Consider the following 16,994-nt stretch of genomic DNA (forward strand, 5'->3'; position numbering starts at 1 on the left):
TTCCGCTTGCCTAGGAGCCATAAGAAAACCCGCCGGATTGCTCCGGCGGGTTTCTGGTCTGGCGTCGAGCAGATCGTTATTGCTGCTGGAGTTTCAGGATTCTGTCTGGAACCGGATCCTGCTGCTGTTCGACCTGCGGCCTGCGCCGTGGCAGTACCTGCTGCAGCAGCAGGCCGGGGTTGAGCTCCAGCGACGGTTGCCCGCGGAGCGGCCGGCAGTTCGGATAGCGTCCGATCGTACCTTCCGGGCAGCGCCGCCTGATGATCGGCTGGCACTGGCCGTTGATCATCTGCGAGCCCGGTGCGCATTCCACCTCTTGCCTGGGCTTGCGGCATGCGCCGTTGATCACCTGCGTCCCACGCGGACAGACACACTCGCCACGCTTGTTGTGGACCTGGCCGCGTATGTCGCATTGCTCCTGCGTCGGCTGCTTGCGCCGGCAGGCATTGCCCCGCACCTCGGTACCCCTCGGGCAGACACAATTGCCGTTGGCGTCGTGGACCTGACCACGGATGGTGCACTGGTCAGGCTTTGGCCGGATCGGACGACAGGCGCCATTGCGCACCTCGGTCCCTCTCGGGCAGACGCAGTCTCCATCCGCGTCGTGAACCTGACCACGGATCGTGCACTGCTCGGGCTTTGGCCGCATCGGACGGCAGGCGCCATTGCGCACCTCGGTCCCTCTCGGGCAGACACAATCGCCATCGGCATCGTGGACCTGGCCACGGATGGTGCACTGCTCGGGTCTGTCGGTCCTGACACATCTGCCGTTCTCAAGCCCGGTTCCGCGTGGGCAGACGCAACGTCCGTCCTCGGTGCGGATCTGGCCTTCGAGCAGCACACAGCGCTTCGGCTGTTCCGGCTTCGGCACGATACCGCCGCCCGGCGAGCACTGGCCGTTGCGGTAGGTGGTGCCTTCCGGGCAGACGCAGCGGCCGGCATCGTTCATGACGAAGCCTTGCGAGCATTCCTTATTCGTCTCCTGGCTGATGGTGAAGGGATGGCAGGCATAGGCCTTGCCGCGATCGCCCTGCACATTGGTCTGATCGCCGCCAAGCACGTCGCCACCGCCCTGCACCCGTGTGTCGGGAGAGAGCACGCCGACGCAGTTCTGGCCGCTGACATTGCCCTGCAGATTGGCCCGGCGACCGTCCTCGGGAATGACCACGGTGACATGGTGCACCCGGCTTTCGCCGGTGCCGAGCGACAAATTGGCAATGCAGGATAGTGGCAAGGTTGCCGGTTCCGGCGAACAGCCGAAGGGCGGATCGATCGACGTGATCTCAACGCCTTCCAGCCTGCCGAGACCCTCCACGCCGATCGCATCGCCAATGCGGACCGGCCCGGAGAAGGGGGTCGTTCCGTCATTGGTGATGGTGATCTCGAACGAACAGGGTTGGCCGAGTTTGCATTCACGGTCGCCGGTCTTTTCGACACGGATGGTCGAAGAACCGCCGCCCTTCGCGCAGGCCTGGCCAAAGGGATAGACGACGTCGTCGCCCGGTGCCGGCCCATAGGAGCCGCGCGCGCAGTTTTCGAACGCGCCATTGGCCGAAACCGTCACGTCGAAGTGGCGGCTGATTCCAGGTGTCATGACGGCACCGGGAATCTGGCACGACAGCGCGTTGGCCGGAACCGGTCCGCACGCCCATTCCGCACCGTCGGGGGTGACGGTCTGGATCTGGACGGGCGCGCCGCCGGCCACCAGCGTGGCGGCATCGTTGACCCGCACCGGACCGGTGGGGGCAGCAGTGCCAAGGCTGATGACGGTGATGCGGCAAGAGATGAGCGCGGCACCGGCGAGCGAGCCGTTGCAGACCTTGGTGATGCGCAGGGTCGGCTTGCCGGCATTGGGATGACGGAAGCGTTCCTTGGCGCAGGCCTTGTTGTTGGTGAGGTCGTTTTCGCCGGGGATGGGCTTCACCGTCGCGCAATTCTCGACAATGTCCGACTGATAGCCGGCCGGCATGACAGCCTTGACCACAATCGGCGTCGAGCCGCCCGGAGGCAGCGAGATGCCCGCATGGTCGCAACGGAACAGCCCGGGACCGGTCGGTACGCAGGTCCATGGCGGGCTTGGGCCGAAGGTCGAGGAGGCCGGCGCGCCCGCCGGGTAGCTGTCGATCACCGTCAGCGGCCCGTTATAAGTCGATGTGCCGTTGTTGATGATGTCGATCACGAAGTGGCAGATGCCGTCGGCCGTGCAGACCGGGACGCGGGCACGCTTCTTCAGGATCAGGTCGACCTTCTTCTCGACCGGCGGCCGGCAGTCGCGGTCACGGTCGCCACGCCGGCAGACCGGGATCGAGGCACAGCCGCGATCGTTCGACTGGCTGCCGAAAAGCGGCTTGCCGCTAGCGCCATAATTGTAGGTGGCGCAGTTACGCAAGACGCTGCCTTGCCAGCCTCCGGCCGGCTTGAAGCCGAGCTTGAGGTCGACGGAGGCCCCCGGATTGAGCGTGGTCACCGGATGGGTGCAAATCATCGGGGTAATGCCGGGTACACAGACCCAGGGCGGATTGGGCCCTGAATCGAGCGTCGAGCCGGCCGGCAGCGTCACCTCGTCGAGCACGATCTTGCCGTGGTAGGCACCGGTGCCGACATTGGTGACCCTGATGGTGAAATCGCAGCCGCCGCCCATCGTGCAACGCGTCACGTCGGCGCGTTTCTCGACCTTGAGGTCCGGCTCCTTGTCCTTGGGCGGGCATCTCTGGTCACGCGGGATGACGATGTCGATCGTCTGCGTGCAGCAAAGGCCCCAGCCTTCCGTCGGGCCGGCATAGGTTTCGATGCCGGTGACGATGAGGTGGATGATGTCGCCGGGCGATGCGCCGACGATCTTCCAGTTGAGCACACCGCCGCCCGCCGGCACCAACTGGGTGTCGGGGATGATGGTGATGCCTGATGTGGTCGTCGACACCTGCACCCATTTGCCGCCCATCTCCGGGCCGACCGGCATGTGGTAGATGAAGGCGCCGCCGCCGGGCACGCAGTCCACCGTGCCGCGCTCCACCTTGAAGCATTCCCGGTCGGGAGGCGGTGGCCGCTTATCACAATTGGTGAGGTCGATCTTGATCGAGGTCTTGGCCCCGGTCTTGTAGTCGCCATCGTCGGGCTTGCCCGGATCCTGCGACGGGATAATGGTCCCGGGGCCGGCTCCGTTGCTGACCTTGATCACACCCTGGTTGTCGATCACGGTCGGCGAAGGAAACGCCGCATGGTCGATCTTGGCCGTGATCTGGAAGTTGATGACGCGTTCATTGGCGGCACCGGCGCCGTCGAGATCGGCGGCGGAGAGCCGGAAATCGGACACCGTTGCCGTATCGTTCGGACCGGCCGAGGTGCTGATCGAAACGCCGGGCAATGGTCCGCCCGAAGCGTCCGTGCCGTCGCCCGACACATTCGCGCTGACGATCGAAAGGCCGTGTGGAAGCTGGTCCTTGAACTCGATCTTGAGCGTTTTCAGCAAGGCTGTCAGGTCAGCGAAGGCTTGCGCATCGCCGCGCAGGCCAAAGCTCAGGGAGTAGACGACATAGTCGCAGCTCCGCTGGGTGCCTTTCTTGGTGAAGAAGGGCACCGCCCGCTCCGGCCTCGGATTGACGATCTTCGAATTGTCGAGATCGAGCCTCAGTTCCGGGGTGATCGGGGCGGCGTCTTCCGCGTGGCTTGCCACAGGGGTGAACATGGCGACCGCGATACCGGCCGCCATCAGCCAGCGCGCGCCGCGCCTGGCATATGACAGGGGTTTCATGATCGTCTCCATGACTGTGGATTGCGAGTTCGTCGTGAGCGGGGAGAGTGCGAAATTTTTCATCTTCCCCTCCTCAACGTTCGCAGCTGACGGCTGGGGTTCGGAGCGGCAAGATCATCTTGCAGCAAGGGTAGTAGCCACCCCTGTCCTTGTCGGACTTCCTGTAGAAGCAAAGTCCAACATCCACTCTGTCGCCCGGATAGTGGCCGGTGATGTCGACCGTGTAAGGCTTGCCGGGCGCGTGCGACTGGGATGCTGTCACCCCGACGCCTGGCGTCCTGGACTTTGTCTCATTGGAAGGTTGGGCCTTGATCGAATCGCCGCCGAAGCCGGCATGGTCATGGAGATAGAGATCTGCCTGGAGGCCGCGAGGCGTACAGTAATACCTGATATCCTCGACATCGATGCACGGAGGCAGGCTACCGGGTGGTGGGAAATCCGGCGGGTAGAAGGGGGGCAGGTAGCCGCCCGGGATTTCCTCGTAATAGCCGGCGCGGCCCTCGCAAGGATGCCAGACGGCAACGTCACCGACATGGCCCTCGACCTCCGGATCTTCAAAATAACCGTCGAAGTCGACGAACCAGGAGCCGAAGGGCGGCACGTTGGCCGGCTTGACCAGCTCTTTCGGCGTGATCTGGACGCCATGCACGGCCAGCGGCCCGCCGGCGGCGAGCCGTTCGGCGAGTGAAGGATTGTCGCGCAGCTTGTCGCCAGTGTTGACCAGCGTCTGCGTGCAGACCGATGTGTCGAGATTGCCGTCGGAATCATAACCATATTGCAGGTCGAGACCGCCGGCGGCCTGCCGGTTGCCCTGCGGGAAACCGACCGCATATTCCTGCGGCACTTCGACCCAGACCGATTCCGTCTCCGGATCGTCCGGGTTCTCTCGGAAGTAGCGGATGACCTCGCCTTTGCCGGAATCGGCGAATTGGCTGTAATCGTAGCGGTTCTCGACTGGGCCGCGCTGGGCCAGGTACATGAAGCCGCTATTGTCGAAGCCGATGTCGGTGACGGCGTAGTCCTTGTCGGCCTTGACCGTCAGTTCCCAGCGCGGGTCGCCGACAAAACTGCCGTCGCGGGCGATGCCCACCGACCAGATTTCCGACTTTTCGCCGACCGAGTAGTAGAGCCGGCCGCCATGGTAGGAGACGCCCCAGACGCGGCGCTCGTCCTGCGTGTAGCCCCAGCTGTCGGGGTCTTCGCTGTCGAAGGTCGCTCCCTTTATGTCCATCACCGAACCGTCGTCGGCGACTGGAGCAAGCCCATGCGCGGGACGGCCGGCAACGCCGTGATCGAAGCTGTCGATCAGCCTGCCTTCGGCATCGATGCGATGGATCAGGCCGGTATCGAGATCGGACGCGAAGAACTCGCGATGAGTGGCGTCGAAAGTGAGATTGCCAATGCCGGGACCGCTGTTGGTGTCGATGTCGGCGAATTTGGATACCTGGCCGGTGATGCCGTCGATCTTCCAGACGGTGCCCGGCCCGCCGCCGTTTTCGGTGCCGAACTGGCCATCCATGAAGATGGCGCCGGCAGCGCCGCGGCGCTGCCGCTCGGGGCGGCCGTCATCGTCGGCGTCCGGGGTGACGATACGGATGCCGTGCAGCGAGGTGGCGCCGGCATAGAGATTGGGAATGCCCGTCGGAACGCCGTCGCGCACGCCGTCATCGTAGGTGACGCCGAACACCTGGCCGACCTGCTCCGCCGTCACCTCGAAGGGCGGTGGCGTGTTGACGAGCTGGCCGGTGGCTGGTCCGCCCAGTTGCGAGACGTCGAAGACGCGCAAGGTGGCGCGCGTGGTGTCGATGAAGGTTTCGTCGACCGGATCGACGCCGGGCGGCAGTCCCTCTTTTTCGGAATCAGGGGGGTCGAAATTGGGAATGATGGTGCCGGAAAATCCGGTCACCGCCATCGAACCGGGATAAATGATCCGGGTTTCCTGCGCCTGTGCGGCGCCCAGCCACAGGCCGAGTGCCAGCAACCCGCCTGGATGCACAGCGCGGCGCAAGCCGCCAGCAAGAGACGACACAAACGAGCCGCGGATGCGAGACATGACACTACCCCCCGTAGTCGACGGGAGAACGTCGGGTCTGGCCGCGCAAATCAGGGCAAGGCGCGGCGGTCCGGCTCGTTCTTCCCTGATCGAATTGTCTGCTTTCCTCAAGATGACGATACGCCTGCTCTTACGCAGGGTCAACGGAATCAACAGAAAGCCCAGCGCATCGACCTCGTCCCGAAGGCGGTGGTCGCGCCGAGCTCCTGTTGTTCCCGGAGACCTGGGAGTCTCTGGGTTATTGGTCATGGGGGCTTCCTTTCCGGGCCGCACCATGCGGCACCTGGAGATCAGTCGCGGGCGGAGGTGGAAAGGTTCATGGAAGCCTTGCGCAGAATGCTTGCGCGCGATGCCGCCTGTTCTTATATACGCGCCAAGCCGTTCGGCGCCGGAATGCCGGTTGCCGGAACGGGATTTCTTGTGAACAGGGGCTTTCGTCGGAACGCCTGTACGGGTCCTGATAGCCTGCTTAGCGGAGAGACTAGAAAAATGGCAAAAGTAATCGGTATCGACCTCGGCACCACCAACTCGTGTATCGCCATCATGGATGGCAAGGAGCCCAAGGTGATCGAGAATGCGGAAGGCGCGCGCACGACGCCTTCCATCGTCGCCATTTCGGGCGACGACGAACGTCTGGTCGGCCAGCCGGCCAAGCGCCAGGCGGTCACCAATCCTGAAAACACCATCTTCGCGGTCAAGCGCCTGATCGGCCGCCGCTATGACGATCCGGTGACGGAGAAGGACAAGAAGCTTGTCCCCTACAAGATCGTCAAGGGCGACAATGGCGATGCCTGGGTCGAAGCCGGCGGCAGGAAGCAGTCGCCCTCGCAGATCTCGGCCATGATCCTGCAGAAGATGAAGGAGACGGCGGAAGCCTATCTCGGCGAGAAGGTCGAGAAGGCGGTCATCACCGTTCCAGCCTATTTCAACGACGCCCAGCGCCAGGCGACCAAGGACGCCGGCAAGATCGCCGGCCTTGAAGTGCTGCGCATCATCAACGAGCCGACCGCGGCAGCGCTTGCCTATGGCCTCGACAAGAAGGAAGGCAAGACCATTGCCGTCTATGACCTTGGCGGCGGCACGTTCGACATTTCGGTGCTCGAAATCGGCGACGGCGTGTTCGAGGTCAAGTCGACCAATGGCGACACTTTCCTCGGCGGCGAGGATTTCGACATGCGCCTGGTCGAATACCTGGCGGCCGAGTTCAAGAAGGAACAGGGCATCGACCTGAAGAACGACAAGCTTGCCCTGCAGCGCCTCAAGGAGGCGGCTGAAAAGGCCAAGATCGAGCTGTCGTCGACCACCCAGACCGAAATCAACCTGCCCTTTATCACCGCCGACGCGACCGGGCCGAAGCACCTGACGCTGAAGCTGACGCGCGCCAAGTTCGAGCAGCTGGTCGACGACCTGGTCCAGCGCACGATTGCCCCTTGCAAGGCTGCATTGAAGGATGCCGGCCTGAAGGCCGGCGAGATCGACGAAGTCGTCCTGGTCGGCGGCATGACCCGCATGCCCAAGATCCAGGAGATCGTGAAGCAGTTCTTCGGCAAGGAGCCGCACAAGGGCGTCAATCCGGATGAAGTCGTTGCTCTCGGCGCCGCCATCCAGGCCGGCGTGCTGCAGGGCGACGTCAAGGACGTGCTGTTGCTCGACGTGACGCCGCTGTCGCTCGGCATCGAGACGCTGGGTGGCGTGTTCACCCGCCTGATCGAGCGCAACACGACGATCCCGACCAAGAAGAGCCAGGTGTTCTCGACGGCCGAGGACTCACAGTCGGCCGTGACCATCCGGGTCTTCCAGGGTGAGCGCGAAATGGCCGCCGACAACAAGGCGCTTGGCCAGTTCGACCTGGTCGGCATTCCGCCGGCGCCGCGCGGCGTGCCGCAGATCGAGGTCACCTTCGACATCGACGCCAACGGCATCGTCAACGTTTCGGCCAAGGACAAGGGCACCGGCAAGGAGCACCAGATCCGCATCCAGGCATCGGGCGGTCTTTCGGACGCCGACATCGAGAAGATGGTCAAGGACGCCGAGGCCAATGCCGAGACCGACAAGAAGCGGCGGGCGCTGGTCGAGGCCCGCAACCAGGCCGAAGCGCTGCTGCATTCCTCGGAGAAGTCACTGAAGGAATATGGCGACAAGGTTTCGGAAGGCGAGCGCACGGCGATCTCCGACGCGATCGCGGCGCTTAAGACCGCGACCGAAGGCGACGACCCGGCCGACATCGAAGCCAAGAGCCAGGCGCTTGCCGAGGCTTCGATGAAGCTTGGCCAGGCCATGTACGAGGCTTCGCAGAAGGAAGCGGCGGAAGCCGACGCCAAGGCGGACGCCGCCAAGGACAGTGACGTTGTCGACGCCGATTTCGAGGAAATCGACGAGGACGACGACAAGAAGAAGTCGGCCTGAACCGTTTGACGGCAAGATAAGCGAAAAGCCCGGCGAAGGCCGGGCTTTTTTGCAACCCCTTGCAGAAAAACAGCGGGCCTTGCTGAAAAAATGCAGGCAAAGCCGCGTCGACACTGGCATCCCCCTTCCATCGCACCTAAATCGAAACGTCAGTGCCGGCAAGAGACGCAACAATGCTTCAAGACGTTGAGCATCCGGACAGCGGGAAAAAATGAAAGCTGATTTCTACGAGACGCTGGGCGTCCAAAAAGGCGCCGACGAGAAGGAGCTCAAGAGCGCTTTCCGCAAGCTTGCCATGCAGTTCCATCCCGATCGCAACCCCGGCGATCATTCCTGCGAGCACAAGTTCAAGGAAATCAACGAAGCCTACGAGACGCTGAAAGACCCGCAGAAGCGCGCGGCCTACGACCGCTTTGGCCACGCCGCCTTCGAACAGGGCGGCATGAATGGCGGCGCGCAAGGTTTTGGCGCCGGCGGTTTCGCCGATATCTTCGAGGACATTTTCGGCGACATGATGGGCGGGCGCCAGCGCCGTTCGTCGGGCGGCCGCGAACGCGGCGCCGACCTGCGCTACAACATGGAAATCACCCTGGAAGAGGCTTTTGCCGGCAAGACCGCGCAGATCCGGGTGCCGGCGTCGATCTCCTGCTCTGAATGTTCGGGCAGCGGCGCCAAGCCCGGCACCCAGCCCGTCACCTGCTCGATGTGCAACGGCCACGGTAAGGTGCGCGCCACGCAAGGTTTCTTCTCGATCGAACGGACCTGCCCGCAATGCCAGGGCCGCGGCCAGACGATCAAGGATCCGTGCCCGAAATGCGCCGGCCAGGGCCGCGTCACCGAGGAGCGTTCGCTGTCGGTCAACATCCCGGCCGGCATCGAGGACGGCACCCGCATCCGCCTTGCCAATGAGGGCGAAGCCGGCCTGCGCGGCGGGCCATCGGGCGACCTCTATATTTTCCTGGCGGTCAAACCGCACGAGTTCTTCCAACGCGACGGCGCCGACCTGTATTGCAAGGTGCCGATCTCGATGACGACGGCAGCCCTTGGCGGCTCCTTCGAGGTGACGACGCTGGACGGCACGCAGACAAAGGTCAAGGTGACCGAGGGCACGCAGAACGGGCGCCAGTTCCGTCTCAAGGGCAAGGGCATGCCTGTGCTGCGTCAGCCCAATGTCGGCGACCTCTACATCCAGACCGCGGTCGAGACGCCGCAGAACCTGACCCGCCGCCAGCGTGAGCTGCTGGAGGAGTTCGAACAGCTCTCCTCGCAGGACAATTCGCCCCAATCGAGCGGCTTTTTTGCCCGCATGAAGGATTTTTTCGAGTCCTTCGGCGAACGTTGATGCACTTTGGCCAGCCTAAGCCGATTTGCAACGCGTAAATCCTTGAATCGCGTCACCCCTTGAGACGCGACGAAAATTATCTTATCCACGACATGCGTCCGGCCGCGCCTTGCCTAGCACCGCTCAGGTGCTAAGTAACTTTGCGGGGAGCGCTGAGGAGAGCTTGCATGACACGTGGCCCTGGACTGCGGAAGGCGCTTGTCGAAAAGTTCGACGACGAACTCAAATTCTTCAAGGGCTGGATCGACAAGCCGAAGGCGGTTGGTTCGATCGTGCCCACCAGTTCGGTCACCGCGCGCAAAATGGCCTCGATCGTCAATCCTAAATCCGGCCTGCCGGTGCTTGAGGTCGGCCCCGGTACCGGCGTCATCACCCGCGCCATCCTCGCTCAGGGCGTGCGGCCCGAAAACCTCTACGCGGTCGAGTATTCCGCGGATTTCGTCCGTCATCTGCGGCGGCTCTATCCCGGCGTCAACGTCATCGAGGGCGATGCCTTCAATCTCAACGCCACGCTTGGCGACAAGAGCGGGATGATCTTCGATTCCGTCGTTTCCGGCGTGCCGCTGCTCAACTTCCCAGTCGCCCAGCGCATTGCCTATATCGAGAGCCTGCTCGACCGCATCCCGGCCGGACGGCCGATCGTGCAGCTGACCTACGGCCCGATGTCGCCGATTCCGGCCGGCCGTGGCAATTATACGGTCAAGCATTTCGATTTCATCCTTCGCAACATCCCGCCGACCCAGCTGTGGATCTACCGCCGCGAAGCGCATTAATTTGTCGGCGCGGGGTTGTTCGCGGATCGCCAGTGCTCACCGCATACCTTGGCAATGGCGGGAACGTCCCTCGCTTCGTCATCCACGGGCGGAGCAAGGAGCGTAGCGACGCAGCGCAGACCCGAGGATCCATGCCGCGACTTCCGAGCGCCGCTACGGCGCAGAATTCTGTTCCGCTGCACTCCTGGATAGCTGTCACGGAATGGATTCCAGGGTCTCCACGACGGAGCTTCGCTCCTGCTTCGCCCAGGGATGACGAAGTTGGCGTTGATTTGCTCGGTCCTTGGCTGTACCTGTCCGGGAACAAGGGTGGCCAATGGCAGTGATCCCGAAAATCCTCGTCTTCGCCGGCTCGGTGCGCAGCGGCGCCTATAGCGGCAGGACGGCCGACGTGGCGCAGAAGGAACTTGCCATGCAAGGCGCCGAGGTGACCCGCATCTCGCTCGCCGACTATCCCTTGCCGATCCTGGACGAGGATCTGGAAAAGGAAAAGGGTGTTCCCGAAAACGCCCAGAAACTCGGCCGTCTGGTGATCGCCCATGACGGGCTGCTGATCGCCACGCCCGAATATAACGGCTCCATTCCGCCGCTGCTCAAGAACACGATCGACTGGGTGAGCCGGGTGCGCAGGGATGGCGGGCGGCCGGTGAGGCCACTTGCCGGCAAGGTCGTTGGCCTCTGTTCGTCCTCCAGCGGGCACTTTGCCGGCATCCGCTGCATCAACCATCTGCGCGCCGTGTTGGTACGTTGCCGGATGAAGGTGGTGACGCCGGAATGCTCGGTGCCCGAGGGTGGCAGCGCCTTCGACGAGGACGGCAATTTCCGTGACGAAAGACTGTACACATCGATGGAGCATCTATGCCGCACGCTGATCGAAACCTCGCGCATGCTGTCCACCCGGATAGAGACATGATTGCCAGCACCTTGCGGGCCCAATCCATGCAGGAAAGGCTGATCGTCGGCCTCGACGTGCCGACAGTGAGAGAAGCCGAGCAGGCGGTGCGCGAACTCGACGGCGTCGTCTCCTTCTACAAGATCGGCTACCAGCTTGCCTTCGCCGGCGGGCTCGATTTCGCCAGGGAACTGGCCAGCGGCGGCACCAAGGTCTTCCTCGACATGAAGCTGCTCGACATCGACCACACGGTGGCCAAGGGCGTCGAGAACATCGTCAAGATGGGTATGACCATGCTGACCATCCACGCCTACCCGAAGGCTATGCAGGCCGCCGTAGAGGCGGCCAGAGGCAGCGACCTTTGCCTGCTTGCCGTCAGCGTGCTGACCTCGATGGACGAGCAGGACATGATCGATGTCGGTTACGAGTACGACCCGCATACGCTGGTGCTCAGGCGCTCGGAACAGGCGCTGCATGCCGGCATGGGCGGCATCGTCTGCTCGGCCGCGGAGGCCGAGGCGGTGCGCCGCATCGTCGGACCCGACATGGCGGTGGTGACGCCCGGCATCCGGCCGGCGGGCAGCGATCATGGCGACCAGAAGCGCGTGGTGACGCCGGGCCAAGCGATCCGCAACGGCGCCAGCCACCTCGTCGTCGGCCGTCCGATCGTGGCGGCGGCCAACAAACGGGAAGCGGCCGAAGCCATCCTCGACGAGATGCGCTCGGCCTGAGATTTCCAAGAACAAGTTCGGAGACCAAGAAGATGCCCAAGGGATACTGGATCGCCCGTGTCGATGTGCGCGACGCGGAAGGCTACAAGGACTATGTCGCCGCCGCCAAGCCTGCCTTTGAGCGCTTCGGTGCGAAATTCCTGGCGCGCGGCGGTGAGCATGAAAAGGCCGAAGGACCCGGCCGCGCACGCAATGTCATCATCGAGTTCGAATCGCTCGCTGCGGCGCATGATTGCTACCACTCGCCGGAATACCAGCGCGCCGTCGCCATCCGCCAGAAGGTCGCCGACGGCGAGATCGTCCTGGTCGAGGGCGCCTGAGGTCCTTGCAAGCATAGTTCCGAAGAAGTCATTCCGGTTTTCGCCGGAGATCATTGCTCAAAATCGGATAAAGCCTGGCGGCGTTTGAAGCCCCGCAGGCTCATTTACATATCTTTGCTCCGCGATTTCACGGTGATCTGCCTGGCGCAGTTGCCGGGTGCGGAGCCGTGCCGACGAGCGGTCATTCAACGCGGGTCGGATTGCCGGTTGACATGCAGGTATTTACCTGCATATTGTGACTTACAACAGAGTGAGGCAGATGGACGCCGACAAGGTTTTCAAAGCGCTGGGCGACCCGACACGCAGAAGGCTGCTTGACCTTCTGTGCGAGCAGAACGGGCAGACGCTCGGTCAGCTTTGCGACCATCTGGACATGGCCAGGCAATCCGCCACCCAGCACCTCGACCTGCTGGAGGCGGCCAATCTGGTGAGCACGGTCAAGCGCGGCCGCGAAAAGCTGCATTTCATCAATCCCGTGCCGCTGCACGAAGTCTACCAGCGCTGGGTACGGAAATTCGAACGGCAGCGGCTCAGCCTGCTGCACGACCTGAAGCAAGAACTCGAAGGAGAAGACCAATGACCAGGGAAACGACCAGCTTTGTCTACGTGACCTATATCCGCTCGACGCCGCAGAAGGTGTTCGAGGCCATAATCAAGCCCGATGTCGCAAAGCGCTACTGTGGCCACGAGAACGTCTCGGAATGGATGCCGGGCTCGAAATGGGAGCATATCCGCGCCAATGACGAACGGACCGTCGAACTCGTCGGCAATGTCGTCGAGATTTCGCCGCCGACCCGCCTCGTCATCACCTGGGCGAACGCTTCGCAGGCCGACGATCCGTCGAAAGCCAGCCGGGTGACGTTCGCCATCGAGGAATACGACACCATGGTGCGGCTGACCGTCAGCCATGACGAGCTCGAAGCCGGCAGCGGCATGGCGAAGGGCGTCAGCCAGGGCTGGCCGGCGGTGCTGTCGAGCCTGAAATCCTTCCTCGAAACCGGCAGCGGCATCGACATTTTCGCCAAGCCGAAATTGGCTTGATGTTGCGACCTCAAGCAGAATCAGGCCCGTGGAGAATGACAATGACCAAGCGCTATACCGGCGGCTGCGCATGCGGCGCGATCCGTTACGAAACCAATGACGAGCCGATCTTCCAGAACCACTGCCAGTGCAGCGATTGCCAGAAGCGCTCAGGCACCGGCCACGGATCCTACCTGACCTTCGGCCAACGTGCCGATATGGCCATCACCGGGGAGGTGAGCACCTGGCGCGTGGCGGGCGCCAGCGGCAACGAAAAAATCCACACCTTCTGTCCAACCTGCGGAACGCCGGTCTTTCTGATACCCGTCGCCATGCCCGAGCTGATAGTGGTCCATGCGGCCAGCCTCGACGATCCGGAACAGTTCAGCCCGCAGATGGTGACCTACACGAGCCACGGCCATGCCTGGGACAAGATGGATCCGTCCTTGCAGGCGGTCGAGCGAATGCCCTGGGGCTAAACTCGCTGGAAGTATTGGACCTCCAGAGGTACGCTGTAGGCGCTTACAGAGGGGGCGCCTACATGGCCGGAAGTAATCGATATTCACCGATCGGCAAGGGCCTTTTCATCGCACAGATGCTTGTTGGCGGTACCGGCGTGGCAGCCGGCCTTGGACGGGGAAAGCCATTTCACTGCAGCATGGCCGGGGGATCTTTCTCGTAGATCGGGCCCAAGACCCGTTCCTTTATTGGTCTGCACTGATCATAATCCTGCTCGTCCTTGTCGCGTGGCCGCTATGGTATCTCTGTAGGGGCCCACCAAAGCGCTAGAAGCTGCGGGAGAAGCGTCAAGGCACGCGCCTGCGCCTGCAACGCTGCCAGGCAAAGGCACGACGAGCGCTAGTTGCTGCGGCGCGGGCCGATCAGCCGGCTCGCCGCTGTCTCGGCCATGGCGTCGGCCAGCTCGAGGCCCCATTGCTGGCGGCAATAGGCGCGAAAATCGAAGCAGGGCAAGCCGGGGCAGACCTCGAACTCGATGAGGTGAACGGTATCGTCGGCCTCGACCCTGAGATCGACGGAAAACACGTCGCGCAGGCCGAGCCCGCTCATCAGCCGCCCGGCGATCGCACGTATCGTGGCGTCGGCGGCCGGCTGGCTGTCGGCAACCGCGACGAGTTCCGGTTCAGCGTAGTGTCCCGCCGCTTTCGCTGCCTCGCCAGTGTCGCCGTAGAGCGCCAGGCTGTCGGCCATGGTCTGGAAATCGGCGCCTGAATCGACAAAGGCCACGCCAAGCGCTTCGACCCCGGCGCCTGACACAAGGCCGAGGAAACTGGCGCGCACGTTGCGGCCGGCGACATAGGGCTGGACGACGACATCGTCGCGATAGGCCGAAAAGACGCGCCTGCTGAGCTCCAGCGCATGGTCGAGGTCGGCCACACGCGAGTCCGGCCAGATACCGATCTTGGCGCCGAGCCGGTTGGGCTTGACGAACCAGCCGGCGGGCGAGGCCGGCGGCTCGACCAGCCATTGGCCGTCGCGCGCAAGCCCAGCCTGCGGCACCGGCAGGCCGAGTGCGCCGAGCACGGCGCCGGACCGGAACTTGTCCTGGCAGAGCGCGAACAGCGCATCATCTGCGCCGATTGTCTTGAAACCGCCCAGTCGCGCCAGAGCGGGCGCCGCGCCGCCGCGAAAATAGGCAATGCCGTCGGTCAGCGTCCAGACCAGCGTTGTGCTGGGATGCTCACCGGCCAAGACGCTTGCGGCATCGTCCAGCGCCACCGGCGTGAACGACAGGCCGCGTGCCTGGCAGGCGCGGCCAAGCGCCTCGAATTCAGGAGCGAGATCGGTCGACTGCGCCAGATAGGACGCGATTTCGGCGGCACGCTGCGGTGCATGACCGTCGGCGACCAGACGGTCGAAACAAGCCTTCTCCGGCTCATGGACGAGGATCAGTCTTGGCTTGCGGCTCGACATGAGATGAACGATTCCGGCAGTAGGATTGCCTACCATCGCATGGTCGAGGCGTCAGGCTCTCGCGAAACCGACACGGCGCGGGCGGTTGCGTAACAACGCACCGTCCGACCGCAGAATCCAGTTCGCTCAGGCGATCAGCACGCGCGGCTCGAAGCGGCCGTTGACGGGAATATCGAGCAGAAAGGTCATGCCGCCCTGCAGATCCAGCAGACGCTGCTTCTCATCCTTGCCCGACCAGGCGGAGGTGACCGCCAGCCGATCGGCCTTGGCGCCGGCAAAGGCCGGGCAGGATGGCTGCGTCACCGGCATGGCGACCGTGCGGACGAGCTTGCCGTCGGGTCCATAGGCTTCGATGACGCTGCCGCCCCAGACGGCGTTCCACAGGATGCCGTCGCGGTCGAGTACGGACCCGTCGATATAGCCCTTGGCCGAGCGGTGATCGACGAACAGCTTTGGCTCACCTGCAGGCAGACCGGTCGCCGGGTCGCAGGCGACGCGCATCAGCAGCCCGGTCGAGGTGTCGGTGTAGTAGGCGATCGCGCCATCCTCGGTAAAACAGATCGAATTGGAGACGGTGATGTCCGAAAACAGGCGGCGCAGTTCGCCCTTGAAAAACCAGTAGATAGAACCCGCGCCTTTTTCCTCACCCTTGCCCATGGTGCCCATCCACAAGGCGCCGCAGGGATGGACCCGGGAATCGTTGGAGCGCGTGACCGGATTGTCGGCCTCGACGGGCGTGTGCAGCGTCAGTTTGCCGGTCGCGACATCGCGGACATAAAGGCCGGTCTCGGCGGCGACCAGCTGGCGCTTGTCGTCGACGACGGCGATGGCGCTCGCCATTTGACCAAGCTCATGGACGGTAGTCGCGCCGCCTGACAGCCGCTTTTCCAGAAGCTGGCTGTTGACGATGTCGAACCAGTAGAGCGTATCGGTGGCGGGATCGTAGCTCGGCCCCTCGCCGAGCTGGCAGACGTGATCGGAAAAAACCGAAACAATGGCTTCGCTCATCCTGCTTCTCCGAACACCGCATCCCAGGCCGCGACGGCAGCTTGCGCACGCGCGGCCACCTCGTCGACGCTCATGCCAGGTTTGAACAGGCTGGAGCCCAGACCAAAGGCGGTCACGCCGGCAGCCTTGTAGCCGGCAAAATCTTTTTCGGAGACGCCGCCGACGGCGCCGACCAATGTCTGCGCCGGCAACACGGCGCGCATCGCGGAAATGCCGCCGGCACCCAGCACGCTCGCCGGGAAGAATTTCAGCGCCGAGGCGCCGAGCTTGATCGCCAGGAAAGCTTCGGTCGGCGTGAACACGCCGGGCATCGTCACCATGCCGTAGTGCATGGCGCGCGCCATCACCTCGGCATCGATGTTGGGACTGACCAGCAGCCGCCCTCCGGCCTGGTGCAAGCCATCGACATCGGCCGGCGTCAGCACCGTGCCGGCACCGACCAGCGCCGTTTTCGGCAGCACTTGGACGATGCGGGCGATCGACGAGAACGGTTGCGGTGAGTTCAGCGGCACTTCGATCGCCTCGATGCCGGTGTCGAACAGTGCCTGGCCCATGGCCATCGCTTCGGTGGGCTTGAGCCCGCGAAGGATGGCAACCAGGCCGCGCTTGAGTTTTGGAAACGGTGCGGTCTGGCTCATCGAGCTGCTCCAATTCTGGCGATCATGTCGTTCTCACGCGCCGCCTCGACGAGACCTGCACGCACCGCCTCGTCAGCGTCGACGGCCCGAACCTCGAGGCCGGCAAGGCCGAGTGCCTCGCTGTACAG

14 protein-coding genes and 1 pseudogene are annotated in these 16,994 nt (G+C 63.6%); 9 read left to right on the forward strand and 6 right to left on the reverse strand.

The window, feature by feature from the left end; genetic code table 11:
- Positions 1–76: 76 nt before the first annotated feature.
- Together EOB59_RS17590 and EOB59_RS17595 are read right to left on the reverse strand one after the other, a co-directional pair.
- Positions 77–3,814, reverse strand: a complete 3,738-nt coding sequence (locus EOB59_RS17590) for a hypothetical protein (protein ID WP_128288888.1) — start codon at positions 3,812–3,814, stop codon at positions 77–79.
- A 10-nt stretch (positions 3,815–3,824) separates the two neighbouring features.
- A complete protein-coding gene (locus tag EOB59_RS17595; protein ID WP_164895677.1) occupies positions 3,825–6,080 on the reverse strand; it encodes a hypothetical protein in 2,256 nt (751 codons plus the stop codon).
- Positions 6,081–6,293: 213 nt separating this feature from the next.
- Between EOB59_RS17595 and dnaK the strand changes: the two genes are divergently transcribed.
- The 9 genes from dnaK (at position 6,294) to EOB59_RS17640 (ending at position 13,767) form a co-directional block, all read left to right on the forward strand.
- Positions 6,294–8,210: a molecular chaperone DnaK gene (gene dnaK, locus EOB59_RS17600; protein WP_023810872.1), complete on the forward strand. Its 1,917-nt coding sequence runs from the start codon at positions 6,294–6,296 to the stop codon at positions 8,208–8,210.
- Between the two features lie 211 nt (positions 8,211–8,421).
- On the forward strand, positions 8,422–9,552 hold the full coding sequence (gene dnaJ / locus EOB59_RS17605) for a molecular chaperone DnaJ (RefSeq protein WP_013528587.1): 1,131 nt from the start codon (positions 8,422–8,424) through the stop codon (positions 9,550–9,552).
- Between the two features lie 167 nt (positions 9,553–9,719).
- Complete coding sequence (pmtA, locus tag EOB59_RS17610; protein WP_023810874.1) at positions 9,720–10,325, forward strand: phospholipid N-methyltransferase PmtA; 606 nt, start codon at positions 9,720–9,722, stop codon at positions 10,323–10,325.
- A 316-nt stretch (positions 10,326–10,641) separates the two neighbouring features.
- The gene (locus EOB59_RS17615; protein WP_128288890.1) at positions 10,642–11,238 is read left to right on the forward strand and encodes an NADPH-dependent FMN reductase; all 597 of its coding nucleotides are present in this window, start codon (positions 10,642–10,644) and stop codon (positions 11,236–11,238) included.
- On the forward strand, positions 11,235–11,948 hold the full coding sequence (gene pyrF, locus EOB59_RS17620; RefSeq protein WP_164895678.1) for an orotidine-5'-phosphate decarboxylase: 714 nt from the start codon (positions 11,235–11,237) through the stop codon (positions 11,946–11,948). Before EOB59_RS17615 ends, pyrF begins: the two co-directional genes overlap by 4 nt.
- Before the next feature lie 32 nt (positions 11,949–11,980).
- On the forward strand, positions 11,981–12,268 hold the full coding sequence (locus EOB59_RS17625; RefSeq protein ID WP_023762651.1) for a DUF1330 domain-containing protein: 288 nt from the start codon (positions 11,981–11,983) through the stop codon (positions 12,266–12,268).
- Positions 12,269–12,527: 259 nt separating this feature from the next.
- A complete protein-coding gene (locus EOB59_RS17630; RefSeq protein WP_128288891.1) occupies positions 12,528–12,848 on the forward strand; it encodes a metalloregulator ArsR/SmtB family transcription factor in 321 nt (106 codons plus the stop codon).
- Complete coding sequence (locus EOB59_RS17635; protein ID WP_128288892.1) at positions 12,845–13,309, forward strand: SRPBCC family protein; 465 nt, start codon at positions 12,845–12,847, stop codon at positions 13,307–13,309. Before EOB59_RS17630 ends, EOB59_RS17635 begins: the two co-directional genes overlap by 4 nt.
- A 41-nt stretch (positions 13,310–13,350) precedes the next feature.
- Entirely contained in the window at positions 13,351–13,767 is a 417-nt protein-coding gene (locus tag EOB59_RS17640; RefSeq protein ID WP_127808431.1) for a GFA family protein, read from the forward strand.
- Positions 13,768–14,146: 379 nt separating this feature from the next.
- Here EOB59_RS17640 and EOB59_RS17645 read toward each other — a convergent pair whose 3' ends face one another.
- The 4 genes and pseudogenes from EOB59_RS17645 to EOB59_RS36420 all read right to left on the reverse strand — a co-directional run.
- Positions 14,147–15,220, reverse strand: a complete 1,074-nt coding sequence (locus tag EOB59_RS17645; protein ID WP_128288893.1) for a D-alanine:D-lactate ligase-like protein — start codon at positions 15,218–15,220, stop codon at positions 14,147–14,149.
- A gap of 126 nt (positions 15,221–15,346) precedes the next feature.
- Positions 15,347–16,228, reverse strand: a complete 882-nt coding sequence (locus EOB59_RS17650) for an SMP-30/gluconolactonase/LRE family protein (protein WP_128288894.1) — start codon at positions 16,226–16,228, stop codon at positions 15,347–15,349.
- A complete protein-coding gene (locus EOB59_RS17655) occupies positions 16,225–16,866 on the reverse strand; it encodes a 2-dehydro-3-deoxy-6-phosphogalactonate aldolase (protein WP_127808434.1) in 642 nt (213 codons plus the stop codon). The genes EOB59_RS17650 and EOB59_RS17655 overlap by 4 nt, the downstream gene beginning before the upstream one ends.
- Positions 16,863–16,994, reverse strand: a pseudogene (locus EOB59_RS36420) (2-dehydro-3-deoxygalactonokinase); the annotation flags it as partial. The gene EOB59_RS17655 and the pseudogene EOB59_RS36420, both read right to left, overlap by 4 nt.

This window comes from Mesorhizobium sp. M7A.F.Ca.MR.176.00.0.0 (genome assembly GCF_004023165.1).
Classification (GTDB): Bacteria; Pseudomonadota; Alphaproteobacteria; order Rhizobiales; family Rhizobiaceae; genus Mesorhizobium.